This window comes from Pedobacter cryoconitis (genome assembly GCF_014200605.1).
Lineage (GTDB): Bacteria > Bacteroidota > Bacteroidia > Sphingobacteriales > Sphingobacteriaceae > Pedobacter > Pedobacter cryoconitis_B.
The window spans coordinates 41365-68282 of the sequence record NZ_JACHCE010000005.1; the positions used below are offsets into that span (position 1 = coordinate 41365).

Sequence of the window (26918 nt, forward strand, 5' to 3'; positions counted from 1 at the left end):
TTAATTCAGTGTTTCCAGCTCACTGCCACAAGTGCCCATTTTTTTTCCCAGGTAAGGGTTCTGAATGGTTTTGGTCTCGCTGATCCAGTTTCCACCTTTTTTGTTATTATACATCGGGCAATGATCATAATATAACCTCTGACCGGAATTTTTATCTGCTTTAGCCAGTTCATAAATTTCCTGGCTTAACTGCTCAAAATGTTCACGCTGATGTTTAATATTTCCAGCGTTTGCACCAATATGTTCCCCATGTTCTTTAACATCATCTGCTATATCATTAAATACTTTAGCCTGTGCAGGTGCCAGACTTGATGGTATTACTTTTTCTACTGCCATTTTTAAGGTATTACCAGCATTTGCTGCCGCTTGATCATCATCATTTACCAAAGCATTTTTAAGTTGAAGATAGGCTGAAATAACCTCTTGAACAGGAGATTTTGTAGCTTTTTTTTCAGATTGATCAGCCAAAGCGGACTTTTTTACTTGCGGTTGATCTTTTGCCGTTTGGTTTGAATTGCTATTGCATGCACTTAAAAAAATAGTGACTATAGTGATGCTTAACAGGAAGTTTTTCATGTTTGTTTTTATTAAAGCCCTGATCTTGTACAGATCAGGGTAATTAAAGATATTTATTTTAAGGTTTCCGTTACTTTTCCGCAAGTGAGCATAGCACTGCCATAATACGGGTTTTTAACAGCTTGTCTGCTACTTAACCAGCTGCTTTTTTTCATAGGACAATAAAGCTCGTAAACTGGTTCGTCTGATAGTTTTGATGTTTTAGCAAAAGCAATCATATGTGCAGAAAAAGCAGAAAAATAATCACGCTGACTTTTCAGATCATTGCTGGCAGCAATTTTATCCGCATCTTCAGTCAGGGCTTTTTGTGTAGCCGGAGCTATAGTTTTAAGTACTCCACTATTCAGTGTCTTAACAAATTCAGAAGCCTTAACAGCGGCTAATTTGGGATTGTCTGCTACAAGGGCATCTTTAACCCCATAATAAGAAGACAACAGGGAAGTAGGTTGTTCGGTGTTTTGTTGTGCAAATCCAGGTTGCACAAAGACTGCTGCTATTAAAGCAATCATAAATAATATCTTTTTCATTTTTATCGATTTTAATGGTGAACATAATTACCACAGGACAGAATCATCCTGTTAGAACTAAATAACCTTAAATCAAATCTGAAAACTTTGTATGGCAATGCGAACGTCCGGTACCGGAGCGCGGCTATGTCTGACAAAATATATATTAGGAATATTTACCGGAATAGAAATCAGATTATGCTGAAAATAAAACGGTGTCTGTAAAATGGCCGGAAATGATAATTGAAAACCAAAAACAGCAGCAGAAAGCGCTTCTTTATCAGAAGTTGTTAATTTAGAAACCTCGTTTTTACAACAGTTTTCTTTTTCCTGATGCTGATGAGCAGTTTTTTGATCATGCTGATGAAGACCGGCTTCCTCTTGCTGAGGATGTACCTGATTTCGCTGGTGGTGCATGCTGTTAAATCCCATATCCACTCCAAGTGCACAAGCAAAACCTATCACCGTATTCAAAAAGAATATGAGGATTAAAAAGGCAGCTTTAAGCTTTGTGGAACGGTGCAATTTCATGTAAGCCAAATATAGTTCAATACTTTATCCTGAATTTACAGAATTTGAATAAAAATATTCAAAATTCCAACAAACTATAATTGTATAGCGTGGCTGCAGTTTTTTATTTTATAGAATAATTCACTAATATGCATCATGCCATCAGATTTTAATATAATTAATGCACTTAATTATTTAGCTCAGTTACCAGCCTTATTATTGTGGCTGATCTTTCTGATGGAAAATATCATGATAACTATCCTGGTCTTATTTTTTGGTAAGATAATACATCAAAAATATTCGGAAGCTCCTTTCGTTCCTTATCATTACGTGGCCAGGGAGTGGAAGATTTGTGCATGGACAAATATCCTGAATACAGTAGTTACTTATGCAGGATTTAAATTATGGGAACATGGTTATGTGATTATAGGCATAGATATATCGCTAATTATAATTACAGATTTTTTGCTGCTATTTATCGCAATGGATTTTCTGATGTTTATATTTCATTATTGCATACATCAAACGTTCTTATATAAAATAGTGCATCAGCTGCATCATCAGGCCATCAACCCTAAACCAATTGATCTTTTTATTTTACATCCATTAGAAACAATCTCTTTTGGTGCATTGTGGCTGATCCTGTTGACTTTGTTTCATTTTAATATTTATTCGGTTGTCATTTATCTGATTATCAATGTTGTATTTGGTCTAACCGGACATCTGGGGATAGAACCATTACCTGTTAAGGTCCGCAGTCTGCCTTTAATTAAATACCTGGGCACATCCTCTTTTCATCACAATCATCATCTGAAAGAAGAATATAACTTTGGTTTTTATACCAGTATATGGGACAGATTGTTTGGGACATTTAAGTCTTAAGACGCTTAATCCAAAATCAACCTGTCCCTATAATGAATGATATGATAGGGGGGCTTTGTCTGATATCAAACGATTTATCTGAGCATAATTTTAGCCCCATCGGTCAGTTCTTCAGTTCCTTTCAAAACAATCTGATCGTTTTCTTCAACCGCGCCAAATATCTCCTGCAGTTCTCCTTTGCGGATACCAGTAGTTATGCTGACCCTTTTGATCATATTGCTGACTACTTTAACAATGAATGTACCAGACTGCGCCTGGACAATACTGCCTGTGGGAACCCAAAGTGTAGCATAAGGCCTTTTTAAGATTAGGTTTACCTGTGCATATTCACCGCCACTCCATATGTTTTTATCATTTAATATATCAAATTCGGCAGTAATAGCACGTGTTCCCTGCTGTAAAAAATCACTTTTGCGTGATAATACAGACTGAAATGACTGACCGGGATGATCACTGACCGTAAATGATACTTTCGTGTTTTTGCCAACAGACTGCGCGTGCTTTTCCGGGATGGCCACGGTAAGTCTCAGGCGGTTGGTTTGTGCAATAGAAAACAAAGGGGTTTGGTTATTGTCACCGACTAAAGCCCCTGCGGATACATTTTTATGAATTACTATTCCGTCAAAAGGAGCTGTAATTTTTAAGTATTGTTGTAATTGGGCAGATGCACCAGTAGTCGCTTTTACAGCGGCATAAGCTGCACTATCACTTCTGAATTTACTTCTGGCCTTATCCAGTTCGATGGCTGCAACGGCTCCATTTCTGGAAGCGGCCTGTTTTAAACGCCGATAGGCCTGATAACTATACAGATAGTCTTCGTGAAATTTGTTCTCATCAGATTTAGCAGATAAATAGTGCTGGCTAATTTCAGGAGCCTCCAGTATAGCCAGTAATTGTCCCTTTTTTACCTTACTGCCTCTATCAGCAAATATCTTTTTTACAAATCCCTTTACTTTTGGATAAATCACAACTTCCTCATAAGGTTTAAGTTCTCCAGGGAGAGAAAGCGGGTAAAAAGGCTGATCAGAAATCGGATGGATTACCTGAACAGGCTCTTTTTGGATAGCATTGTTCTGTTGTTGCTTCTCCTCTGTTTGAGGAGAAGAGCAACCTGTAAAAGTTAAAGTACAGGTCAGGGTGAAAATTGGTAAGATACAAGTTTTAAATTTCATATTTAATGGCTGATTAGCGCCGTCAGGCTTTTATTTTGAATAATTAACTAATAGGTCTTTATTTTCCGGATCATCAGGATCGAGGGTCAGGCTGTTCCTTGTTTTGTTTTTCATCACTAAAGTGAATACATGTGGTAAAACCAGCAGTGCAGTTAGCGTAGATAGGATAAGTCCGCCAATAACGGCCTGACCTAATGGAGCTACCTGTTCAGCGCCATCGCCTATGCCAATGGCCATAGGGATCATACCTGCAATCATAGCCATGGTGGTCATAATAATAGGTCTTAGCCTTGACGATGCTGCCATAAAAGCGGCTTGTTTGGCTTGCATGCCATGTTTTAAACGGTTAGTCTCTGCCTGATTGATCAGGAGTACCGCATTCGATACTGAAACTCCTACAGACATAATAATACCCATATAAGACTGAAGGTTTAGCGTGCTTCCTGATAAAATCAATAGCATTAAACTGCCGCCAATAACAGCAGGGACAACCGATAAAATAAGAGCCGAAACGGCAAAAGACTGATAGTAAGCAGTCAGCATCAAAAAGATGACAACAATAGCCACCAGCAGACCTGTTTGCAAACCAGAAAGTGTTTCTTCCAATAATGGGACCAATCCTTCGGTAGAAACGATAATCCCTCTTGGAGGTGTACCGGCTTCTTTAATCACCTTCTCAACTGCTTTAGAGGCTGTCCCTATATCGGTTTGATGAAGGTTGGCCATTAAGGTCACATATCTGTTTGGGCCCTGTCTGTTCACTTGTCCCGGTAATTTAACCAGACTGATCGTTGCTACATCCTCTAATAAAGGCCTCGGCTGACCAGATTTTAAAGGTAAAGAACGGAGTTTATCCAGCGAGTGCATATCAGCTTCCGGGATTTGTACCTGAACCTGAAAAACCAGGCCGGATTTAGGATCTGCCCAGAGATTCTTATTCGTAAAACGCGAAGAAGAGGTTGCAATGGTCAGTGTACGGGTTATATCGTCCATGGTCAGGCCAAACTGCGCAGCAAGTTCTCTGTTCACATCAACCTGTACACCTGGATAATTAACAGGTTCTGCTATGCGCACATCCCTGAAAAAAGGAACTTTTAATAAATTCTGTTCAATCTTTTTTGCAAACTTTTCTGCCCCTTTTAGTTGTCCTGCTGCAATTTTAATCTGTATTTGATTCATTGCACCCTGGCTCATTATTTTTTCTACCAGTTCCATCGGCTCAAAGCCAATTTTTAACACAGGTAATTCCTGATGAATAACCTTTCTTATATTTTCTTTGAGTACTGTGATTGAACCTTTAAATAGTTTCTGGTCAACCGACAATTGCAGTACCGCTTCATGTGAACCGCTTGTGAAAAGAAAGATAGGATTGATTGCATTTGAAGATGGTTGCGTTCCAACATAAGCAGAACTGATTTTGACAGCTTCTTCTGGTAGCTGTTCTTTAATAAGCTGGGTAACTTTTTTTAAATATCCTTCTGTCAGCTCTAAACGACTGCCTTCAGGTGCCACAATACGGAGCTGTATATCGCCACTGTTACCTGCAGGCAAAATATCAGTTCCAATAATTAATCCGCCGGCAGTAACCATCAATAAGACAATGGCAGCATAAGTACCAATTACCAGTCCTGTCTTCCGCTGACCAGACCTGATAAACAACAGATATCTGCGTTTAAATTTCTCAAACCAGGTTAGTTTTTTCCGCTGTAAACTAATTTTATGATGCTGGAACAGTTCTGGTTTCATTAGCCAGTTGGCTAATATGGGTACAAATGTCTGCGAGGCGATAAATGAGGCAATCATAGCAAATGCGACTGCCAGAGACAAAGGCATAAACATATCTTTTGGAATTCCAGTCATCAAAAAAGAAGGGATCAGCACAGCCAGGATACAAAACAGGATCAGTATTTTAGGTACAGAAATTTCGAGTAAGGCATCCAGGATGGCACGTTGTTTAGGTTTCTCCATTTCAAAATGCTGGTGAATATTTTCAATCGTCACTGTAGCTTCATCGACCAAAATCCCTATGGCAAGTGCAAGCCCACTCAGGGTCATCACATTAATGGTCTGACCAAACAGGTAGAGCATAATCACAGCAGAAAGAATTGCTATCGGAATTGTTAGTACAACAATTAATGCACCCCTGGAATCTCCTAAAAAGAGAAAAACCATTAAACCGGTTAGCAATGCACCCAGTACCCCTTCATGGACAAGATTTTCTAACGATTTTTCTATATAACCGGACTGGTCAAATACATATTTAACATTTACGTCTTCTGGCAAAGCCGCTTTTAACATAGGGATTGATGTTTTTAAATTTTCCACTACTTTAAGCGTGGAGGCATCTGCTTTTTTGATGACAGGCAGATAGACAGATCTTTTACCGTTGATCAGTGCATAACCACTGGTAATATCGGCAGCATCTTCTACACTGGCAATATCCTTCACATAGACATGGGTTCCGGAGCCAGTTCTTACCGGGATATTCAGAAACTCTTCGGGCCCTTTTGCCATAGAATTTACCGGGCTCATCAGGTTTTGATCTCCAATCCTGATATTGCCGGCGGGTGATGGAAAGTTGTTTTTTGCAATTGCTGTAGTAATTTCTTCAGCAGATAAACCATAAGACTGCATGAGTTCAGGATTTACTTTTACTACCATCGTGCGTACATTTCCACCAAAAGGAGCAGGTGCAGTAACTCCTGGAATAGTGACAAACATGGGCCTGATTTTAGTCAGAACCAGCGTTTGAAGGTCAGTGATTGAGCGAGACGGACTTTCAAAAACTAATTGTCCGATAGGGAGGGAGCTGCCATCAAACCGGACCACCATAGGTGGAACAGCTCCGGGAGGCAGGAATCCCATTGCCCTGGAGACATAGGCAGAGACTTCACCAGCTGCCTGGGCCATATCAGCACCGGGATAAAATGTGATTTTCATCAGGGTAAAGCCCTGAACACTTTTAAAATCTATATCCTTCACCCCACTGATAAAAATCAGTACTTTCTGAAACTCATTAGCCATAAAACCGTCCATATAGGCCGGACTCAGGCCTCCATAAGGCATGGCGATATAGATAACAGGCAATTCGACTTTAGGGAAAATATCGACGTTGATATTTTTTATGGCAGTGAAAGAGAAATAAGCAATGGCCAGTACAGCAACCATCACAGTTAATGGTTTTTTTAAGGCAAATCGGATCATATTCATTTTCTATAATTAAAATTGATTAAACAGGTAATTGAAATCACCTGATAACTCGGCTCTTCGGATAAGAAGGTTCCAGAACTCCTGCTGAACTTCAATGGAGTTTTTCTCGACTTGCTGTAAAAGGGATTGGATCTGAAGCAGTTCGGTTAAATTAATCAGCCCGCTTTCATATCTCGAGAGATACAGCTCATAGGCCTGCTGTGCTTTTGCTAAAGCAAGGTGGATATTTTTAACTTGTTTGAGCTGCTGATCTGTTCTGCTGTTGATCGCTTGTATTGCGATATTCATTTGTAATTTTTGCAAGTCATAATTGAATTTGGAGCTTTGCAGGGTTTTAGCTGTACGTTTCTTTTCTGGAGAACCAGTGTAAATATTGCTAAGGTTCCATGTTAATCCTATGCCAATCAGGTAATTGTGCGCTATATTGTTAAATCCTGCAGACCAATTCTTTTCGACCGTACCAGCTGTATAGATACCGCTTCCACGGGCTGACAGACCCCCTAAAAGTGATAAGGAGGGTAATGCCTTTTTTGATGCTAAAGTACTTTGAACTTCATTATATCTAACCTGCTGATCAAGAATTTGCAGATAAGGATGGTTTGAAGAGATAGAATCCGGGAGGATATGAAGCGTCTGATAGTGCATGAAAGATTGCTGCGGCAGCAGAACGGATGTACCTGGCACAACCTCTGAGAAGTTGATCTGACCAGCATTATATTTTCCTGCCCATTCATTTTTTGAGGCAACTGCCAGTAAATAGGAAGATGCAGCAAGCGCTGTGTCTGCGCCGGGTTTCAGGCCGGCATCAGCAAGGCTTACCGTTAATTCAAGGATTTCTTTTACTCTTTTTACTTGCTGATCTGCCCATGTTAAATTGGAATTTGCATAGAGTATTCCTATATACAGCGACGTAACTTTTGCTTGCAGGGATAGTTTTGCAGCGTCATAACCACTTTGGGCCTCCTGAACTTTATAACCAGCAGCTGCTATCGTTTTGCGTTGCCTGCCAAACTCAAAAAACTTCCAGTCTGCTAATACTGATCCGAATGTATTGGCTGCAGGGCTGCCTGCGTGATCGGATTTGGTGCCATTTACATTGAATACACCAGGAACAGGGAAGAATGCCCCATTGCTTCCTGCAAATGTTCCATAAGAATTTTGCAGCTGTAATTGTATTTGTGGTAAAGAACGGCTTTGAACTTCTTTTTTTGCATAATAGGCTTCCTGGAGTTGTGCATCTTTGGCCATTAAACCAGCATAGTTCTGATAAGCAAGTTCCCAGGCCTGTGCTAAAGTCAGTCCGGCTGTTTGCTGTGCGCAGGTACTTACACTAATCAGCATGAAAAACAGGCTAATCAGATAAAGATTATACTTCATCATATTTGAAAATTAATTGTGGATATAAAAAGAAAACGTGTATCCGCGATGGTTTAAATCAACGTAACGGTGAAAATTATCAGCGTATAATTTTCTATATCAACAGTAATCTGTTTTGTAAAAACAGGGGTATTACTGACCAGCGCCACTGAGACTCAGGGGTGTGTAAAATGATCAGCTTTTTAAAAGGAAGGAGAAGAGAAAGAATAAAAACAGGGAGTATGAATGCAAAAAGCATAATTACCGCTGTTTTTGAAATACTTTGTTTGAATAATGGTTCATCCGGAGATGAATTCAGGTAAGTCTTTGAGCAATCAACAGTTTTAGGACTGAATTGGTGCTGTTGAGTCCATAAGTTCCTAAGAGATTTGCCTGATACAGCAGTACGCTCAACAGCTGTATCTGAGAAAAAGGATTGTATACTTTTTCTGATTGTACAGATAGAAAGCAGACAAATCAGGATCAATAGAAAAACTGCAAAAGATTTTGATCCTTTGGCGGCTGATTTACTCATCTGAAGTTTGAACTGCTTATACAAGGAGCCCAAAATACTTTTTTTATTACTGGTGTTTCAGTCTGTAACAAGTAATTTACGTTGTAGAAATGAACAAATTGAATGGGGTAACTAAATTAAGTATTATGTATATTGTTATATAAGTTTTATTATTTTATTAAAATGTTTTAAACTTTTGAAAGAGTAGGAAGTCATAAAAACAAAAAAAACTGATTATGATAAAGTATTTATTATACATTGACCCTGGGACCGGAAGTCTCTTTTATCAGGCCATTTTATCGGCCGTTCTTACCCTGTCTGTTTTCGGAAGCAGAATAAAAGTTTTTGTATTGCAAGTCATCAGAAATGTTAAAGCTAAAAAGGGAAATAAACAAATATGAGCTTACAACAGGCTATTTCCTATAAAGACCCTGCGGGTTTTGTTGTAAAGTTAAATGATGGTTACTATAGATATATTGCACATAGTTATGCAAGTGAATTTGATCAGCTCAATAATTCCGGACTTTATAATTTACTGATTGAGGAAAGATTAATGGTGTCTCATCGGGAGATAGAGCTGAATCGGGAATTTCCTGATTTTTATAAGAAGATTTTTCCCCAGCAGATTGGCCTGATATCTTATCCTTATGAATGGTCATTTTTACAATGGCAGCAAATGTTACTTTGCTACATCAGAATCAATGAAATAGCATTAGATCATGGAATGATTTTAAAGGATGCTTCTCCTTATAACTTCACTTTTCATCATGGAAATTGTGTATTAATTGATACTTTATCTTTCAGCTTTTATAAAGATGGTGATCCATGGGTTGCCTATAGGCAGTTTTGTGAAGAATCTTTATCCCCATTTCTATTAATGTACTATAAAGATCCCTTATGGTCTAAACTATACAGAGGAAGCATAACTGGTTTATCCCTTCCTTTTGTTAGCGCCCATTTGCCTTTCAAAACTAATTTCGACCTGTTTTGCTTAATGCATATCCATCTTCATTCCCGATTTAAGAATAGAAATAAAGGGAGTGATGATAAACATAATGGATTTACTGCTGAAAAATTGAAGGTTCTTTTTTCTTCTATCAAAAAGAACATCAATCAGAAAAAAGAACCCATGCTAAAAAATAGTATTTGGGAAGACTATTATGAAAAAGATATTGAAAGTGAGTCTTATATAACTGACAAAACAGAGGTTATTACAAAATGGCTAACAGCAGCAAAACCAGAAATAACGATTGACCTGGGTGCAAATACTGGTAAATTTTCCAGTATCGCATCATCACTGTCTAAAGTTGTTTATGCAGTGGAAAGTGATATTTATTGTGTCAATGATATTTATCAGGCTAATCGTAAAACAGAAAATAATAATGTAACCACTATTGTTGCTGACCTTGTTGATCCATCTCCCGGACTTGGCTGGAGTAATGATGAAAAATCTCCGCTGTTACAAAGATTAAAAGGCGACATGGTGATGGCGCTTGCACTGATACACCATTTATGCCTGAGCAGAAATTTGCCAATTTCTTTTATTGCCCGGCTTTTTTCGAATATGACCTCTCGTTTTGCTATTGTTGAATTTGTGCCGAAAGAAGATCCTAAATCAAAGATTTTGCTTCAGCATAAAGGAGATATTTTTGAGCATTATACTGAAAATGATTTTATACTTTCTTTTGAACAGCACTTTAAACTAAAAGCTTCACACTCATTTGAAAACTCATTAAGAAAACTGTATCTGTGGGAAAAAATCTAATTAATCTGCTTAAAACTCCTGTTTTTGTTTACACTTTTGGTCTGTTTTTTTTAGTTTATAAGAGTTCACTGTGTTTTCAGTTGTTTAATCCTTTGTTGTTTTTATGTTTTCTAGGTGGATATTGCCTGGTTAATTATATTTTGATATGGATACAAAGAAAAACAGGACTTTATAAATATGGTATAAGCTGGCTTATACTTGTTTGGATTTTAGTTCTTTTTTTTTCTCAGATAGCTGCTTTTTTAACTACAGTTATAGATCCATCATTTCTTCGGCTAAGATATCTTGTCACATTTATTTTTGTATTTTCTTTATTGGTGTATGTCATAAAGAGGAGAGTTGGTTATGAAATAATCTCAGGATTAAATTATTTAGTAAATGTTTTTGTCTTGATTTTAACAGGACTGATTATATTTTCTGGTGTTCAAATCTATTTGAAAGAAAAGGGTCATAATTTCTATTTGCAAAACAGAAAGCTACCTTCCTTAAAAATCAAGGATAATAAAGACATTGTTTGGATTTTATTGGATGAATATGCATCTCCTGCCAGTCTGAAAAGTCAATTTAACTTTAAAGATAGTTTGGTCGATTCTTTGGGGAATAAGGGTTTTTATGTTTTTGAAAATATGAATTCCCGAAGTGATACGACGGTTTATTCTGTTAATTCTTTATTCAATCTTGATGATAGTGTTACTATTTCGAATTATGCTAATGCTACTGTATATTTAAATCAGAGTAGCTGGATTAACCATTTGACTAAATTCGGATATGATTTTATAAGTTTAGACTTCCTTAATATCGGTGGACATCCAAAATTGCAGGACCTGAAAATCTTTCCGGATAACTATATTGGACAAGTCTTAAATGGTACTTTGTTTATCTCAGCATGGGATTCTCTGTTTTTAAAGCATAAAATGCCTTATGATGATTATAATCAAATGATAGTTAGTAAGTTCAATAAAAATATGCATTTAAAAAGGTCCAGGCCTGTCTTTACCTGGACTCATTTACTGATTCCGCATACGCCGTTTTATAGAGACGCCCATGGTAGAGTAAATGAGCATCCTATAGAAGTATTTGATGCTGCTTCGTCTAAAGAAGTAACCAGACAATATACTAGTTATCTTTCTTATGCAAATACAGTTGTGCTGAAAATGTTAAATGGTATTCCAGACTGGAAAAATAAAATTATAATAATCTCTGGTGATCATGGAGCAAGGATGCTGGTGCCTGAACATGATCCCAGAAGAAAAAAAACATTTTGTGCCATATATTATCCTGGTATGGATAAATTGAAAATCAGTAAGATAAAATACATGCAGCAGATTCCATTTTATTTACATTGACCAAAGACTAAAATCTGTCCGTTGCATGAACACCTGATTTATACCGTTTATAACGGTTATGTTTCTAAAATCTGTAAATGAGCTGACATAAAGCAAAATGGGGAAACCGATATTTGCGGCACGTATAAAATTAAAAACCATCATATGAAGTTATTAATAACCTGCCTTACTGTTATCTTTTTCTCGCTTTCTGCTACTGCGCAGGATATAGGTTCTACTATACCTAACGCTATTTTTTACAATAGAGATAATACCCCGTTTTCTACCTATAGTATTCCTAAAGGGAAAAAGTCACTCATTGTCTTTTTTGATGCGACCTGTGAACATTGTCAAAAAGTAGTGGCGCAAATGAGTAAAAGAACAAAAGAACTGAAAAATGTAAATGTCTATATGATCTCGCAGGATGAATACAGATCTATAGATTATTTTATGACCAATTTTGGTAAGCCATTTTTACAGGAAAAAAATGTAAAGGTAGTTCAGGATCGTGACCATGTTTTTATTATGGCTTTCCATCCAAAACAATATCCGGCTATTTATTTATATGATGCTAACAAAAGCCTGGTATTTACTTCAAGCAATCAAAATGATGTGCCTAAGTTCTTTAAGCTGATTAATCCTTAATCATATATATTGAAAGGCCTTTCTGATTGTATTTTAATCAAAAAGGCCTTTTTTTGTTAGTCTTCTACTACTGTCGTGGTATGTAAACTGATTGTTTCACGTTTACGGGCGGCAATACCGGCACCGATACTTGAACTTATTGCACCCAGCAATAGACCAAAGAAAGAGAAAAGTGCAAATTTAGAAAGCCCGGATGCTACATCATCACCTACTTCTTTTGCTTTCTCTACAGCTTTGTCTTTAGCTTGTTTAAGCTTCTCCTTTGTCTGTTTAATCGCATTTACCCAGTTGTCTACAATCTGCTCAGATTCAACTTTGGATTTACCTGTTTTATGCATGACAATATTAGCCAGGGCATCGCGGTCTGCGGCCTCAAATGCAGTATCACCGCTATTGAACAATTTGGAGAAAAGAGAATCCACTTTAGCCTGAGCCTGCTGCGGGTTTTCTAAAACAGACTTACCTGTATTTTCAGCTTTACCAGCAGCTTGCTTTGCCTTATTTTTCAGTTTTTCGGGCTGTAATTCTTTCTTGTCAGTCTGCTTTAACATCAACTCAGCTTCATTCTTCATTTTTTCAATAGAATTTCCATCTATATTCAATTGATCTTTAATCAGATCACCTGCTTCGGGTGCTGCATTTTTTATACCTGTGCCTGCTATTGAAAATCCTTTACCAATTACAGCACCTAAGCCTCCCGCAATCTTTCCGACCGAGAGTGTCACTACATAAATATTTAGAAACGTAAAAAGGCACCAGGTAATTAAGCCATGCAAGATCAGATCAGTCTTTTGTACCTGATTAGAAAGCCAGCCAGCTACCCAGCCACCAGAGAATAATGAAATCAGTACAGTAAGCACCCACCAGATCAGTGCACCTGTGCCTAAGCCGCTAAAGGGCTTTGTGTCTTCTACAGGATTAATACTGCCAAATCCAATACTCAGGCCTAATAGACTTAATAATAATTGTACAGCAAGGGCAATAAATACGCCCGCAAATACTGCGCTCCATGATAAACGGCTGATAAATCCCAATGGAGATTTATCACTAAATGTTTGAATCGATTTAGTCATAATTGTTTGTTTTTAAATAGGTAGATAAAATAGAATAGTCTGATCTTTGAAATTTGGCTGGGAAGCCCCTTTCTTTAGATGCTGACAGACAACAGTATAGTTGTGATAATGTTTGAATCGCTTTAAACCTATAGGGAATGTCAATGCAAGTTTATATGTTTACAGTATGGAAGTTAAACTCGACAAAACCACGCTGCCACAGCACGGACAGCAGGTTCTATTTCAAACCGTAATTGATGAGGAATATGAAACCTGGCAAGAGGGGATTTACAATGCAAAAGCTGAATATATACGTATCTCAAAAGGCGACATTTATGACATGTGGGGAGACGTTGTCAGATGGGAACCCTCAGTTTAACAGGTTACGTTCCGAAAGCTTGTTCATTATAGTAAGGAGATATAAATTAACTAAAGAATAAAAGATAAAAATACCTTAAAATGTTATTCTCCTTTAATATTTTGGATATTATTAATTTATTTTGAGTCTTATTAGATAGGAGAAAAAAGCCGCCACATTACTGTGGTGGCTTTTTTTTGTTTTAAAATAGCCTAATTTTTAGTGTATTACGTTTTAGCATATTGTTTTTAGAATTCATAATCATCCTGGGATTCATCATGAAAACAATCATTTTTATCTTTTTTTACTGCTATTCGCTTAATTTCATTTTATTCTGTTTTAACATTTTTCAGCTTTTTATTTCTTTCATGTTATTTTATGATGAATAAATAATACCTGTTTTATTCTTTTTGTTCATTACTCTTTCTGAGGCGAAAACCTATAATCAGAGTCGTAAATTTGTTCTATTGAAAGAATTAAGACTCACCTCGATTATTGTTTTTTCGATTTAGCTAATTTATTAGCTTAAGGCTAATTATTTGGGCGATATCCGGGGTGTATTCTTTAGTGTAAGAGCTCAATTTGTAATTGATGTTTTTGACAGTATAATATCTATAAAGTTTAATATTTATCTACCTATTACTATATGGAAAATCTTAAGATAATTGGAGTAACCCCATTTGAGAAGCCAGATACCGAACTTGCGATTGCTTTGATAAAAGCAGGAATCTTTCCTGTATTGAACCTTGGATATCAGCAGGCTGATGCTGTTCGGGCAATTCATGAATTGGTACAGCGCGGTGTGACAGATTTTGGAGTTTGTTTTCCATCTTCTGATATGATCTCTATTCCCCTCCCTGTACAGGTGAGCCTGGTTATTATCCCACAGGATATAAAGTTTGAGCGTAAACCAGGAGTTAAGCTTATCAGTCAGGTTTATGATCTTGAATCGGCAAAGAAGGCCAAAGCTTCAAAGGCGGATGGAATTATTGTAAAAGGTAATGAGGGGGGCGGAAGAGTAGGGCACGAGTCTTCTTTTGTGCTGTTTCAACGTATTATACAAGAAGTTAAAGATATCCCTGTTTGGATACAAGGTGGCGTAGGGGTACATACCGCTGCGGCTTTGATGGCTCAGGGAGCTGCAGGAGTTGTACTGGATAGTCAATTAATTTTATTCGCTGATTGCAGTGCACCTAAAGCAATTAAAGATATCTGTGCTAAGCTAAGTGGCACAGAAACAAAGCTTTTTGATAACTGCCGTGTTTTATCCCGTCCTAATTCGCCGGCAGTTGCAGCTAACCTGACTTATAAAGAGCTACAGGCTTATTTTATTGATTTTGATCTGGATAAGAGCTACCTGTCTTTAGGACAGGATGTTGCATTGGCATCAGACCTTTTTAACAGATATAAAAAACTGGATAAACTTGTATTTGGTGTCAAAGAAGCTATTTACGGACATTTGAACCAGGCCAAATCACTAAACGTAATCAGCCCTGAAAATCCACTGGCCAAAGAATTGAACCTGACTTATCCTATTGCACAAGGCCCAATGACAAGGGTAAGTGATGTAGCGCAATTTGCAGATGCGGTATCTGGTGCAGGAGCTTTATCTTTTATCGCGCTATCCCTATTAAAAGGAGAAACAGCCAGAAATCTGATTCAGGAAACCAAAAAACTTGCAGGTGATAAAACCTGGGGTGTAGGTATTCTTGGTTTTGCCCCGCAAGAATTGCGGGACGAACAGATGCAATATATTCTGGAAGAAAAACCCCCGGTAGTTTTGATTGCGGGCGGGCGTCCTTCCCAGGCAAAACCACTTGAAAAAGCCGGTATCAAAACATTCCTGCATGTGCCTTCAGCATCGCTGTTAGACATGTTTTTGAAAGAAGGAGCCCGCAGATTCGTATTTGAGGGCAGAGAATGTGGTGGGCACGTTGGTCCTTTATCCAGCATGGTACTCTGGGAAAAACAAATTGAGCGTTTACTCAAAGAAGATAATCCTGAGCAGATCAGCGTATTTTTTGCTGGTGGTATCCATGATTCCTTTTCTACCGCTTTTATCGCAATTATGGCTGCACCACTTGCCGCTAAAGGGGTGAAAATAGGGGTATTGATGGGAACTGCTTATTTATATACTAAAGAAGCAGTAAGTACAGGTGCTATTCAGGAAAGATTTCAGCAGGAAGCAGTCAATGCCAGTGATACGATATTACTGGAAACCGCTCCCGGTCATGAAACAAGATGTCTTAAATCTCCTTTTTCTGACTTTTTCAGTGAAGAAAAGGAAAAACTTCAGCAATCCGGAATTGATAAGAAAGAAATATGGGCAAAACTGGAAACACTTAACGTTGGGCGTTTAAGAATTGCTGCTAAAGGCATAGAACGCAGGGGAAATGAGCTGGTTACTATCAATGAAGCCGAACAGCTTACCCTGGGTATGTATATGATCGGACAAATTGCAGCCCTGCAAAATAAAGTAGTTTCACTGCTTGAATTACATCAGGAGGTAGCGGAAGGAAATTATCAGCATATCGTTAATGCACAACTTTCCGCTCCGCCAGAAAAAACCGGGAAATCTCTTGATATAGCCGTAGTAGGTATGGCCTGTATCTTTCCCGGCGCAAAAAATATCGAAGAATACTGGCGTAATATTATTTTAGGGAAAGACAGTGTTACTGAAGTCCCTGATGAGCGCTGGAATAAAGACTTATATTATAATCCGGAATCTACAGCAGGAGATATGTCTCATTCTAAATGGGGCGGATTTATTCCGAAAATAGATTTTGACCCGCTTGAATTTGGTATTCCACCACAGTCACTTGCGGCTATAGAACCTACACAACTGTTAACACTGATGGTCGCTAAACAGGCGATGGAAAATGCAGGTTATCAGGATGGTGGCTTTGATCAGGAAAATGTATCTGTAATTATTGGTGCTGAAGGTGGTAATGACCTGGCCAACAGTTATGGATTCAGATGTTTTTACAAACAGGTATTTGGAGAAATGCCGGAAGAGATTGATCAGGCCTTACCAAAAATGACAGAAGACTCTTTTCCGGGTATTCTGGCCAACGTGATCTCTGGTAGAGTAGCTAACCGGTTAAATTTAGGCGGACGTAATTATACCGTTGATGCAGCCTGCGCATCTTCTCTGGCAGCAGTAGACCTGGCTTGTCAGGAACTGTTTCTGGGGAAATCTGATATGGTGCTTGCTGGCGGGGCCGATTTGCATAATGGGATCAATGATTACCTGATGTTTTCAAGCACCCATGCGCTTTCACGTAAAGGCAGATGTGCAACTTTTGATTCAGAAGCTGATGGTATTGCCCTGGGTGAAGGAATTGCCATGGTTGTCTTAAAAAGACAAGAAGATGCAATCAGAGACGGAGACCGGATTTATGCAGTTATCAAAGGTGTTGGTGGTTCTAGTGATGGTAAAAGTTTAGGCTTAACTGCACCGCGTAAAAACGGTCAGGTACAGGCATTAGAACGTGCTTATGATCAGGCAGGTATCACGCCATCAGTTGTAGGCCTTGTGGAAGCACATGGCACAGGAACTGTGGTTGGTGACCGTACAGAATTAAGTGCGCTGACTGATAAGTTTATACAAGCTGGTGCTACTGCCGGCCAATCGCATCTGGGCTCTGTGAAAACTCAGATTGGCCATACTAAATGTGCTGCCGGGCTGGCTGGTTTGATCAAAGCCTCTTTATCGGTTTATCATGGTATTAAACCGCCAACTATCCATTTGAAAAACCCAAACAGTTATTATAACGCTAAAACCAGTCCGTTTGCTTTTCATACAGAAGCAGGTCTGTGGATGGAGAGTAAACGCTATGCTGGTGTAAGTGCATTTGGTTTTGGCGGAACAAATTTCCATGCCGTGCTGGAGGGCAGTAATCCGGTAAATGCTGAAATTCCTACTTTAAAATCGTGGCCGTCAGAACTCTTCGTTTTTAGAGGGGATACTTACGAAGAAGCAAAATCCAAACTCACAGCAGTTAAAGTATTGCTGGACAGTAACGCACAGGTAGATTTAAAAGATATAGCCTATAGTCTGGCTATGGCCGATAACAAGCCTGTACAATTATGTATTGTCGCAGACCGTGCAGAAGATCTTAACATGAAAGTTGAACTTACCCTTTCTGGTATAGAAAGTAAAGATACTTATGCCACTAAGAAAAGAGAGGGTAAAGTAGTCTTTATGTTTCCCGGACAGGGCAGTCAGCGGATCAATATGGCAAGAGATCTTTTTGTCATCTTCCCGGCTATGCGGGAGCTGTTAAAAGACTTACCGGAATATGAGAAAGTACTTTTCCCGAATGCCGTATTTGATGCTGCATTATTGAAAGAACAAAAAGAAAATATTAAAGATACCCGGATGGCACAGCCCTTACTGGGGATTGTGAACCTGGCTATTGCAAACTTCTTAAGAACGCTTGGTATTGTGCCTGATATGGTAGCAGGACACAGTTACGGAGAATTACCAGCCTTATGTTTTGCCGGTGCATTTGCTGAAGATCAGCTGGTTAATCTGAGTGCAGCAAGAGCAAAATCTATTCTGGATGCTGTTGAAGGAGGAGATACGGGTGCTATGGTAGCCGTTAATGCAAAACAAGAAGACTTGCAGCAAATTATTTCAGGTCTCAAAGATATTTACACAGTTAACTATAATTCACCTATGCAATCTGTATTGGCAGGCGCCACACCTGCCATTACCAATTTAATGGAATTGCTTAAAACCGCAAAGATCTCTTTCAGGCAATTGGAAGTTGCCTGTGCATTCCATAGCCCGCTGGTGGTTAAATCAAAAGAACTATATCAGCAGGTACTGGAAAGTGTAACTTTTAATGCGCTGAGTTTACCAGTCTGGTCAAATACAACTGCTCAGGAATATCCGGTACAGGCAGATCAGATCAAAGAAAGATTAACGGATCACTTGATTAAACCAGTGAAATTTGTAGATCAGGTACAGGAAATGTATGCCGCAGGAGCGAGGATCTTTATAGAAGTAGGCCCGGGTAAAGTACTTTCAGGCTTAACCAAAGCGTGTTTAGGTAAAGAAGAACTTTTAATGCATGCAGAAGACAATGGACAAAATAAACTGACCCATCTGTTAGGTATGCTGGCAACCTATATTTCTACCGGACGTGATATCCGGCTGGAAAAATTATTTGAAGGCCGCGACGCAAGATTATTAAATCTGAATGAACCGGCATTGTATAAAAAAAGCCCTGCAGTATGGTTCGTTAACGGCCAGCATGCAATCCCTTCGAATGGGAAATTGCCAGCAAACGGGGCATTACCTATCATAGAACCTATACAAATGAAAAATAGAGAATTAAGATCAGAACCTTTGCAGGCAGTACATTCTGCCAGCGACCTGATGATGCAGGAATATTTGAATAGTATGAAATTGTTAATCCAGGCACAGCGTGATGTGATGCTTACCTTTTTGGGGCAGCATGTTACTTTGAATACCGGATTACTTAATCCTGTAACTATCCCGCAGCCTGTGATGGCACAGCCCGTACCACAGGCAGATCGTTATGCAGCTACGCCGGTGGCCACGCCACAGCCTGTTCTGCAACAACCGGCAGCCGTTGTTAAAGCTGCTGCAGAACAAAAGGATGTCAAGCTGGCTTTATTACAAATTGTAAGCGATAAAACAGGCTATCCGCAAGAAATGCTGGGAATGGAAATGGATCTGGAAGCAGATCTGAGTATTGATTCTATCAAACGCCTGGAAATTATAGGTGCTTTACGTACCGAATTGGGTGGTTTTAGCAGTACACACAGCGAAGATACCGTAATGGAGCAATTGGCTGGTATCAAGACCTTAAACGGGCTTGTTAACTGGATCACTGAAAATGCAGCACCTGCTGCAGGTACAAATATATCTGCGACAATTAATATAGAAGTCACTGTAAACAACAATCAGCCTAAATTCTCATCCGAAGAGCTCAGAGCAGCTATCCTGTCTGTCGTTAGCGAAAAAACAGGTTATCCTGAAGAAATGCTGGGTATGGATCTTGATCTGGAAGCAGATCTGAGTATTGATTCTATCAAAAGAATGGAAATCATCGGAGAGCTGAAATTGAAAATAGGCTTTAATCAGAACCAGGATCAGGGCGATGATTTAATGGAAAAACTTGCTGCGATCAAAACACTTAACGGATTAGTGAACTGGATTTCAGACATCGAATCGGGTACGGATGATGTTTTGACAGAAGCAAAAAAAATTATAGAAGAGAGTGGGGATAGTACAGGGATAGAAAAGTTATCAAGACTACGTTTTGAACTTACCCCTGCAGCTTTATCAGATATAGAAGCTGCGATCCTTAAAGGACAGCGTTTTGGAATCACTGATGATGGACAAGGTCAGGCAACAAGGATTAAAAGCCTGTTTAAAAAACACGGGGCATTAGTTGATATCGTGTCTGCCGGAGATGATTTGCAAAACTATCAGGGGCTGATTATCCTGAATATGTTTAGCTCAGAAAAGAAATCCGGAATCATTGAACATTTTGAGATGATCAAACAGGTGAATTTTGAAAAAACGAAATGGGTATACATGATCTCTGATGTCAGAACTTACCTGAATGATGCTACTGATGTAGAAATGTTAAGACTTTACCAGGGCTATTCGGGCTTCTTCAAAAGTCTGGACAGAGAGTATGAGCATACTAAATGCAGACTGGTCAGCCTGGAAACAAAAATGTCAGCAGAAGAGATTGCTGGTATTACTTTAAATGAAATCTTAAACCCGGATACCCCTTCAGAAATTATTTACCACGGTCAAAAAAGACAGATCATGGAACTGATTCCTGCAGAATTGATTACAGGTCTGGAAGATTCTCATATTCAACTCAATAAAGACGCTGTTGTACTGGTATTAGGAGGTGCCCAGGGGATTACTGCCGAGCTGATGATCCACTTTGCAAAAGATTATCCTTGTAACTATATCCTTGTTGGCCGTTCAGCTGATCCAAAATCAGCAGTACAGGGCAAAGCAGCATCCTTAAAAACGAAAGATGAAATCAGGAGTTATCTGATCCAGCAGGGCGAAATTAAAAAACCGGCTGAAATAGAGCAGGAAACGGCCAGGATCTATAAGAATAACCAGATTCTGAACAGTATTGCCATGCTGGAGAATGGCGGATCTAAAGTAGTCTACGAATCACTTGACCTGAGAGATGAAGACGGGCTGAGCCGTTTTGTAGATAGCGTGTATCAAAAGTATGGCCGCATTGATGGCGTTGTACATGGTGCAGGTCTGCTGGAAGATAAATTGTTCCATAGCAAGACATCGGCGTCATTCGAAAGAGTATTTGATACTAAGGTGACCCCATTAAGAGTATTGGCAGAAAAGCTAAAACCTGAGACACAGTTTGTAATTCTTTTTTCAAGCATCGCTTCTGTTTATGGTAACCGCGGACAAACTGATTATGCGGCTGCAAATAGTGTAATGGACAGATATGCCTGGGCTTTGAAACAAAAGATCAATGGAAAGGTCCTGGCTATTAACTGGGGGCCATGGAAAGGGGCTGGTATGGTCTCTCCAACTTTAGAGAAAGAATATGAAAGAAGAGGTATCGCGCTGATTCCTTTACAGGATGGTATGGAGACCTTCTTAAATGAACTGAAGTACGGCAAAGAAAGTCAGGTACTCATTATGGCAGGAAATAACTGGTAGCTGATTTGTTTAAATTAATAGGCCCCAATGAAGAAAACGGATGTAGCTGTAGTTGGAATGTCCTGTATTTTCCCCGGTGCGGGAGATCTGGATACATTCTGGAAAAATATAATAAATAAGGTCGATTCTACTCAAGTTGTGCCACCGGATCGTATTGATCCGGTGCACTTCGATAAGCAGCAGACCGGGGTAGACCGTTTTTATTGCAACAGGGGAGGGTTTATTCCTGAATATAACTTCGACCCTCAGCGTTTTGGTATCCTGCCTGTAGCAGTGAATGGTACAGAGCCCGATCATTTGCTGACACTGGATCTGGTTTACAGGGCACTGGAAGACGCAGGGGTGTTCCAGAAGAATACTTCGCTCGAAAAAACCGGTATTATCATTGGAAAAGGTAATTATGCAGGGCCCGGCGCTACCAGGGCCATTGAAATTGTAAGAACAGGTGAACAGATTGCCGCGGTACTGAAAGATTTGCTGCCTCATCTGGAGACAGCAGATATAGAAAAAGTAAAGCATGAATTCCAGGCTCGTAAAGGTCGTTTTGGGCCAGATACAGCAATGGGATTGATCCCGAATTTAGTAGCCTCGCTGGTTGCTAACCGTTTAAATCTGGGTGGAGTAGCTTTTACGTTGGATGCAGCCTGTGCAAGCTCATTGATTGCTATAGATCATGCTGTTCAGGAATTAAACAGCGGACGCTGCAATATGGTTATTGCCGGCGGCGTACATGTAGGGCAGAATGCAGCCTTCTGGAGTATATTCTCCAATTTGGGGGCGCTGTCAAAACAAGAAAAAATAAAACCTTTTGATCAGAGTGCTGATGGTTTAATTATTGGTGAAGGCTGCGGATTTGTTGTTTTAAAACGGTTAGAAGACGCAGTTAAAGATAAAGACCGGATTTATGCAGTCATCAAAGGGGTTGGGGTAAGCAGTGATGGAAGTGGGACCAGTGTAATGAGCCCTTCGGTAAAAGGTCAGCTCAGAGCCATAACACAAGCCTGGGAAAACTCAGGAGTATTGCCAGCAACTATCGGTTATATTGAAGCACATGGTACAGGGACACCATTAGGAGATAAAACTGAGCTGGAAACACTGACACAGTTCTTTGGTGCTGATGATCAGTTGCTCAGAGCGGGTATCGGGACGGTAAAATCAAATATCGGCCATGCCATGCCAGCAGCAGGAATTGCAGGTTTAATTAAAACCTGTTTAGCTTTGTATCATGATATTTTACCGCCAACCTTACATTGTGAAAATCCCTTAGCACAACTAGAAAAGACTCGTTTTTTAGCTGTGCAGGAGCCATTAAACTGGGAGAAAACAGGTTTGCCTAAAGTTGCCGGGGTTAATGCTTTTGGTTTTGGCGGTATCAATGCCCATGTTGTACTCGAAGGGTTTACAGCCCCTAAAAAAGACGGGGTATTGTTATTGGCCCGTCCAAGTCTTAAAGCGCTGACTGAAGCTTTAGAAAACCACGATTACAGTACGGGTACAGGAAATTACCGTATTGCTGTATTTGATCCGACACCAGAAAGAATAAAAAAAGCGATTAAGATCGCCTCGAAAGATAATCCATGGCGTAATAAACAGGATATCTGGTATACCAATGAACCCTTGCTCAGTAATGGCGGAAAAATTGCCTTTGTCTTCCCTGGTTTAGACGGACTTGCAGGAGGGGAAATTAACAGTGTAGCTGATTATTTTGAGATCGCAACCGATCAGCATATTAAGGCCGATGGATTGCTGAGCGAAGCCTTAAAAACATTGGGTAAAAGCAGTGTTTTGGATATTGCCCTTAAACAACTGGGGGTACAGCCTGATATGAATGCAGGGCATAGCCTGGGAGAATGGCTGGCTGCAAGATCATCAGAACTGGCAGAAGAAAGCTCTGTATTGCAATTATTGAAAGTTCTGAATCCTGAAACTTTTGAATTAAAAGATTCCAGGTTTATTGCTGTAGGTTGTGGCATAGAACAGCTTTTGCCTATCATAGCTGACATCAACGATGTATATCTGTCAAATGATAACTGCCCGCAGCAGGTCATTCTTTGCGGAAGTAAAGATGCACTGGAAGAATTGACACCAATTTTAAAAGCAAAACAAATTTTCCACCAGGTACTGCCATTTCAATCTGGTTTCCACTCTCCGTTTATTGCAGATAAACTAGAAGTAATTCTGGAAGGGATGAAAGATATGCAGTTCCGTAAAACCACCACTCCGCTGTGGTCGGCCACTACTTTAGAACTGTATCCGGAGGGTTTTGAAGCCATCAGACATTTAAGTGCAGAACACCTGATCAAACCGGTACGTTTTCGTGAATTGACAGAGAAATTATATGAGCAGGGGGCAAGGGTCTTTATACAGATCGGATCTGGTGGTTTAGTCGGTTTTATAGAGGATACCCTGAAGGGAAAGAACTTTAGTACTATCTCCTCGAATGTTCCGGTAAGATCTGGAATTGCCCAGTTACAGCGGGTGCTTGCTGCATTATTTGTAGAAGGGAAAGAAGCCGGGATGAATTTTATTGGTAAAATTGGTTCGGGGCCTGCCTTAAAAAATAAAGGGATCAGATTAGAGTTAGGCTTGCCAACGATCAGTGGTTTAAGCACGCTTAAAGAACTAACTCAGCCATCATATACGCGGCCAAAGCCTTTGGTTTATGCTAAAGAACTACTGGAAGATGTAGCTGATCCTGTAATGCAGGCTTTCAATGAGAATATGCTGGAAATGGTCAATATGCAGGCCGAAATGCAGCAATTGTTTAAAAACAGAATTATACAGCCTGCAAACTATGCAATTCCGGCGGTCCGGTCATCGCCTGTGGCCTATGAAACCCTGCGATCAGCACCTGTAAGAATACCTTTCTCTAAACAACTGGATATCACACTTGAGAATTGCCCTTACCTGAAAGACCATGCGCTATTAAGACAGCCAAAAGACTGGCATTGCGTAGATGATATGGATCCGGTAATTCCGATGACAATGATCTTTGAACTATTCGCAGAGATCGCAGAAGAGCAGTCTCCCGGAGAACAGGTACAGAAGATATTGAATATTAAGGTATTTCAATGGATGAATGTGATCAAACCATTCCGGGAAACCGTTACTGGTGAATGGAAAGATCAGCAAAGGGTATATCTCAATTTAGAGCGTTTTGCGAACGCTGAAGTCATTTTGTCGGCAAAATTAGGGATTGCTGAACATCAGGTCTTTGATATAGGTAAGGTTCTGGATATCCAGAGAAGTCCGGAGCAGATCTATGAAAATCATATGTTTCACGGACCGGGTTACCAGGGGATCAAATCGCTGAAAGCGGTTGGCGAAAAAGGAATTACCGGTATCATTGAAAGCGGTGCCGGAAAAGGTTCTCTGCTGGATAATGCAGGTCAGCTTTTTGGATTATGGCTGCAATTGATCCTGACCAAAGACAGGATTGCCTTCCCGGTAAAAATACAGGAGATCGAGTTTTTTGAGAACATGCACGATCAGCAGGGTGAATTTGAATGTACCTGTGTACTGACAGAGATGAATGGAGAATTTGCTACAGGCAATTTTATCATCAAAAGAGATAACAGGGTTTGGGCAATTATTTCGGGCTGGCAGAACAGAAGACTCGAAATAGATGATGCTTTATGGAGTGTTTCTATGTCCCCGCTGCATAACCGTTTATCAAAAGAAATTGCGCCGGGCATTTTTATGTTCCATAATGCTTATTCAAGAGTCGTTTCCTGGGATTTTATCCTGAAACGCTATTTCAATCAGGAAGAGAAAAAATATCATAATTCATTGCTCCCCAATAAAAGAAAAGCCTGGATGATTAGCCGGGTGGCCGTCAAGGATGCTGTAAGAAATCTGCTCAATATAGAGAAACAACATGCCTGTTATCCGATCACATTTGAAATCAAATCGGATGAGCGGCAAAAACCTTACCCTCACGGTGGTCAAACTGCTGGTATTCATGTTTCTTTAGCGCATAAAGGAACTGATGCCGTGGGGGTGGCCCGTTTAGACAGGCCTGTAGGGATAGATATAGAAAGTATTGAAGACCGCAGTACAGGTTTCTTTGACCTTGCATTTGACGATACGGAAATTGTTTTACTACAGGGAAGGGATAAAGCAGAATGGGCCACCCGTTTCTGGACCGCCAAAGAAGCTTATGGTAAATACTTGGGCAAAGGCTTACAGGGAAATCCCAAAGCTTATATAGTTGAAGAAATCAGAGGCGAAGAATTGCGTATTAAAGACATATTTATAAAGACCATTAAACACCATAATTATATCATCGGATGGACACAATAACGAAAAACAAACAGCTGAATAATGACGAGATCTTTGATTTGATGAAGCAATTTATCACAGAGGTCATAGGAGAAGAATTTGTGGAAGAAATGGATATCACCCCTAAAAGCTCTTTTACTAAAGACCTGGAGATGGACAGTATAGAAATCGTATCCTTCTCTGAAAAGATAAAGGCACATTTTGGTGAGCAAATTGATTTTACAGGCTGGTTATCCGCTATGGATCTTGATCAGCTGATTAATCTGAACCTGGAAATGATTATTAATTATATACACGAATGCCAGTCATCAAAGTAAATAACAGGGATGTTCACATCCAGGAACTGAATAAAGGAGCGGCTGAAACTGTTCTTTTAATTCATGGGATGTTCAGTAACCTCTCTGTGTATTACTTCAATATAGCCCCGGTACTGGCCGAACATTTTCATGTAGTGATGTACGATCTGAAAAGTCATGGAATGAGTGAGCGCACGCTGCAAGGTTACGACCTGCACAGTATGACTGATGATCTTTATGCTTTAATGGAAGTATTGAACCTCGGTCAGGTGCATCTGGCAGGTTATAGTTTTGGGGGGCTGATTGCTTTGAAAATGGCCGTACGTTTCCCCGAAAAACTGAGAAAACTAGTACTAATAGAAGCGCCTGATCCTAATGATGCTCAAACCCGTGGCATTATTGATGAATACAGCAGGGAGTTTCTGGAACATTATGTAGCCAATTTTACGGATACAACGAAAGTGAAAATGGGTAAAAGACAAATGGACCGCAACCACAGGATGTATGAATATCTGTTTTATCAAACCAGTATCAAAAGTGATATGATCAGAGAAAGCGGGTTCTTCAATAATCCCGGAATAGCTAAGCTGGAAAAAGACACGCTTTTAGTATACGGATCGGATTCTAACTGTCTGGAAGCGGGTAAACAGCTCCATCAAAAAATAAGCAGATCTGATCTGGTCCCTTTAGCTGGAGATCATAATATCCCAATCCAGGAGCCTGTGATGGTTGCAGAGCTTGTTGCTGGATTTTTTAAAAATTAATTGTCAAACT

At 39.6% G+C, this 26918-nt stretch carries 17 protein-coding genes; 9 read left to right on the top strand and 8 right to left on the bottom strand.

All coding sequences use genetic code 11. The features are described from left to right. From HDE68_RS15825 to HDE68_RS15835, 3 genes are all read right to left on the bottom strand, one after another. Positions 1-576, bottom strand: a complete 576-nt coding sequence (locus tag HDE68_RS15825) for a DUF3347 domain-containing protein (protein ID WP_183883203.1) — start codon at positions 574-576, stop codon at positions 1-3. Positions 577-629: 53 nt separating this feature from the next. Further along, positions 630-1103: a DUF3347 domain-containing protein gene (locus HDE68_RS15830; protein WP_260171786.1), complete on the bottom strand. Its 474-nt coding sequence runs from the start codon at positions 1101-1103 to the stop codon at positions 630-632. Between the two features lie 72 nt (positions 1104-1175). Further along, positions 1176-1613, bottom strand: a complete 438-nt coding sequence (locus HDE68_RS15835; RefSeq protein WP_183883204.1) for an HYC_CC_PP family protein — start codon at positions 1611-1613, stop codon at positions 1176-1178. 135 nt (positions 1614-1748) lie between these two features. Here HDE68_RS15835 and HDE68_RS15840 point away from each other — a divergent pair, with 135 nt between their 5' ends. Continuing rightward, the gene (locus tag HDE68_RS15840; protein ID WP_183883205.1) at positions 1749-2474 is read left to right on the top strand and encodes a sterol desaturase family protein; all 726 of its coding nucleotides are present in this window, start codon (positions 1749-1751) and stop codon (positions 2472-2474) included. Between the two features lie 74 nt (positions 2475-2548). Here the strand turns inward: HDE68_RS15840 and HDE68_RS15845 are convergent, their stop codons facing one another. The 4 genes from HDE68_RS15845 to HDE68_RS15860 form a co-directional block, all read right to left on the bottom strand. After that, the gene (locus HDE68_RS15845) at positions 2549-3646 is read right to left on the bottom strand and encodes an efflux RND transporter periplasmic adaptor subunit (RefSeq protein WP_183883206.1); all 1098 of its coding nucleotides are present in this window, start codon (positions 3644-3646) and stop codon (positions 2549-2551) included. Between the two features lie 30 nt (positions 3647-3676). Next, positions 3677-6856 carry an efflux RND transporter permease subunit gene (locus HDE68_RS15850; protein ID WP_183883207.1) on the bottom strand — a complete coding sequence of 1060 codons (3180 nt, stop codon included), beginning with the start codon at positions 6854-6856 and terminating at the stop codon, positions 3677-3679. A 9-nt stretch (positions 6857-6865) separates the two neighbouring features. Continuing rightward, positions 6866-8236, bottom strand: a complete 1371-nt coding sequence (locus HDE68_RS15855; RefSeq protein WP_183883208.1) for a TolC family protein — start codon at positions 8234-8236, stop codon at positions 6866-6868. Positions 8237-8327: 91 nt separating this feature from the next. Then, positions 8328-8747 carry a hypothetical protein gene (locus HDE68_RS15860; RefSeq protein ID WP_183883209.1) on the bottom strand — a complete coding sequence of 140 codons (420 nt, stop codon included), beginning with the start codon at positions 8745-8747 and terminating at the stop codon, positions 8328-8330. Positions 8748-9123: 376 nt separating this feature from the next. Here HDE68_RS15860 and HDE68_RS15865 point away from each other — a divergent pair, with 376 nt between their 5' ends. The 3 genes from HDE68_RS15865 to HDE68_RS15875 all read left to right on the top strand — a co-directional run bounded on the left by HDE68_RS15865 (position 9124) and on the right by HDE68_RS15875 (position 12461). Then, positions 9124-10491, top strand: a complete 1368-nt coding sequence (locus HDE68_RS15865; RefSeq protein WP_183883210.1) for a hypothetical protein — start codon at positions 9124-9126, stop codon at positions 10489-10491. A gap of 80 nt (positions 10492-10571) precedes the next feature. Beyond that, a complete protein-coding gene (locus tag HDE68_RS15870) occupies positions 10572-11837 on the top strand; it encodes a hypothetical protein (protein WP_183883211.1) in 1266 nt (421 codons plus the stop codon). A gap of 144 nt (positions 11838-11981) precedes the next feature. Further along, positions 11982-12461, top strand: coding sequence for a TlpA family protein disulfide reductase (locus HDE68_RS15875; protein WP_221300767.1), 480 nt, complete (start codon positions 11982-11984; stop codon positions 12459-12461). Between the two features lie 56 nt (positions 12462-12517). Here the strand turns inward: HDE68_RS15875 and HDE68_RS15880 are convergent, their stop codons facing one another. Beyond that, positions 12518-13534 carry a hypothetical protein gene (locus HDE68_RS15880; protein ID WP_183883212.1) on the bottom strand — a complete coding sequence of 339 codons (1017 nt, stop codon included), beginning with the start codon at positions 13532-13534 and terminating at the stop codon, positions 12518-12520. 166 nt (positions 13535-13700) lie between these two features. On the opposite strand from HDE68_RS15880, the gene HDE68_RS15885 reads away from it, so the two are divergent. The 5 genes from HDE68_RS15885 to HDE68_RS15905 all read left to right on the top strand — a co-directional run bounded on the left by HDE68_RS15885 (position 13701) and on the right by HDE68_RS15905 (position 26908). Beyond that, the gene (locus HDE68_RS15885; RefSeq protein ID WP_068395261.1) at positions 13701-13892 is read left to right on the top strand and encodes a hypothetical protein; all 192 of its coding nucleotides are present in this window, start codon (positions 13701-13703) and stop codon (positions 13890-13892) included. 625 nt (positions 13893-14517) lie between these two features. Next, complete coding sequence (locus HDE68_RS15890) at positions 14518-21567, top strand: type I polyketide synthase (protein ID WP_183883213.1); 7050 nt, start codon at positions 14518-14520, stop codon at positions 21565-21567. Positions 21568-21594: 27 nt separating this feature from the next. Then, a complete protein-coding gene (locus HDE68_RS15895; RefSeq protein ID WP_183883214.1) occupies positions 21595-25869 on the top strand; it encodes a type I polyketide synthase in 4275 nt (1424 codons plus the stop codon). Then, the gene (locus HDE68_RS15900; protein WP_183883215.1) at positions 25857-26165 is read left to right on the top strand and encodes an acyl carrier protein; all 309 of its coding nucleotides are present in this window, start codon (positions 25857-25859) and stop codon (positions 26163-26165) included. Before HDE68_RS15895 ends, HDE68_RS15900 begins: the two co-directional genes overlap by 13 nt. Next, positions 26147-26908, top strand: a complete 762-nt coding sequence (locus tag HDE68_RS15905) for an alpha/beta fold hydrolase (protein ID WP_183883216.1) — start codon at positions 26147-26149, stop codon at positions 26906-26908. Before HDE68_RS15900 ends, HDE68_RS15905 begins: the two co-directional genes overlap by 19 nt. The last annotated feature ends 10 nt before the right edge of the window (positions 26909-26918 follow it).

Excerpts from the sequence above, each read along its gene's own strand:
- HDE68_RS15825 (WP_183883203.1), bottom strand. The coding sequence starts at position 576 with ATGAAAAACTTCCTGTTAAGCATCACTATAGTCACTATTTTTTTAAGT.
- HDE68_RS15830 (WP_260171786.1), bottom strand. The coding sequence starts at position 1,103 with ATGAAAAAGATATTATTTATGATTGCTTTAATAGCAGCAGTCTTTGTG.
- HDE68_RS15835 (WP_183883204.1), bottom strand. The coding sequence starts at position 1,613 with ATGAAATTGCACCGTTCCACAAAGCTTAAAGCTGCCTTTTTAATCCTC.
- HDE68_RS15840 (WP_183883205.1), top strand. The coding sequence starts at position 1,749 with ATGCCATCAGATTTTAATATAATTAATGCACTTAATTATTTAGCTCAG.
- HDE68_RS15845 (WP_183883206.1), bottom strand. The coding sequence starts at position 3,646 with ATGAAATTTAAAACTTGTATCTTACCAATTTTCACCCTGACCTGTACT.
- HDE68_RS15850 (WP_183883207.1), bottom strand. The coding sequence starts at position 6,856 with ATGAATATGATCCGATTTGCCTTAAAAAAACCATTAACTGTGATGGTT.
- HDE68_RS15855 (WP_183883208.1), bottom strand. The coding sequence starts at position 8,236 with ATGATGAAGTATAATCTTTATCTGATTAGCCTGTTTTTCATGCTGATT.
- HDE68_RS15860 (WP_183883209.1), bottom strand. The coding sequence starts at position 8,747 with ATGAGTAAATCAGCCGCCAAAGGATCAAAATCTTTTGCAGTTTTTCTA.
- HDE68_RS15865 (WP_183883210.1), top strand. The coding sequence starts at position 9,124 with ATGAGCTTACAACAGGCTATTTCCTATAAAGACCCTGCGGGTTTTGTT.
- HDE68_RS15875 (WP_221300767.1), top strand. The coding sequence starts at position 11,982 with ATGAAGTTATTAATAACCTGCCTTACTGTTATCTTTTTCTCGCTTTCT.
- HDE68_RS15880 (WP_183883212.1), bottom strand. The coding sequence starts at position 13,534 with ATGACTAAATCGATTCAAACATTTAGTGATAAATCTCCATTGGGATTT.
- HDE68_RS15885 (WP_068395261.1), top strand. The coding sequence starts at position 13,701 with ATGGAAGTTAAACTCGACAAAACCACGCTGCCACAGCACGGACAGCAG.
- HDE68_RS15890 (WP_183883213.1), top strand. The coding sequence starts at position 14,518 with ATGGAAAATCTTAAGATAATTGGAGTAACCCCATTTGAGAAGCCAGAT.
- HDE68_RS15895 (WP_183883214.1), top strand. The coding sequence starts at position 21,595 with ATGAAGAAAACGGATGTAGCTGTAGTTGGAATGTCCTGTATTTTCCCC.
- HDE68_RS15900 (WP_183883215.1), top strand. The coding sequence starts at position 25,857 with ATGGACACAATAACGAAAAACAAACAGCTGAATAATGACGAGATCTTT.
- HDE68_RS15905 (WP_183883216.1), top strand. The coding sequence starts at position 26,147 with ATGCCAGTCATCAAAGTAAATAACAGGGATGTTCACATCCAGGAACTG.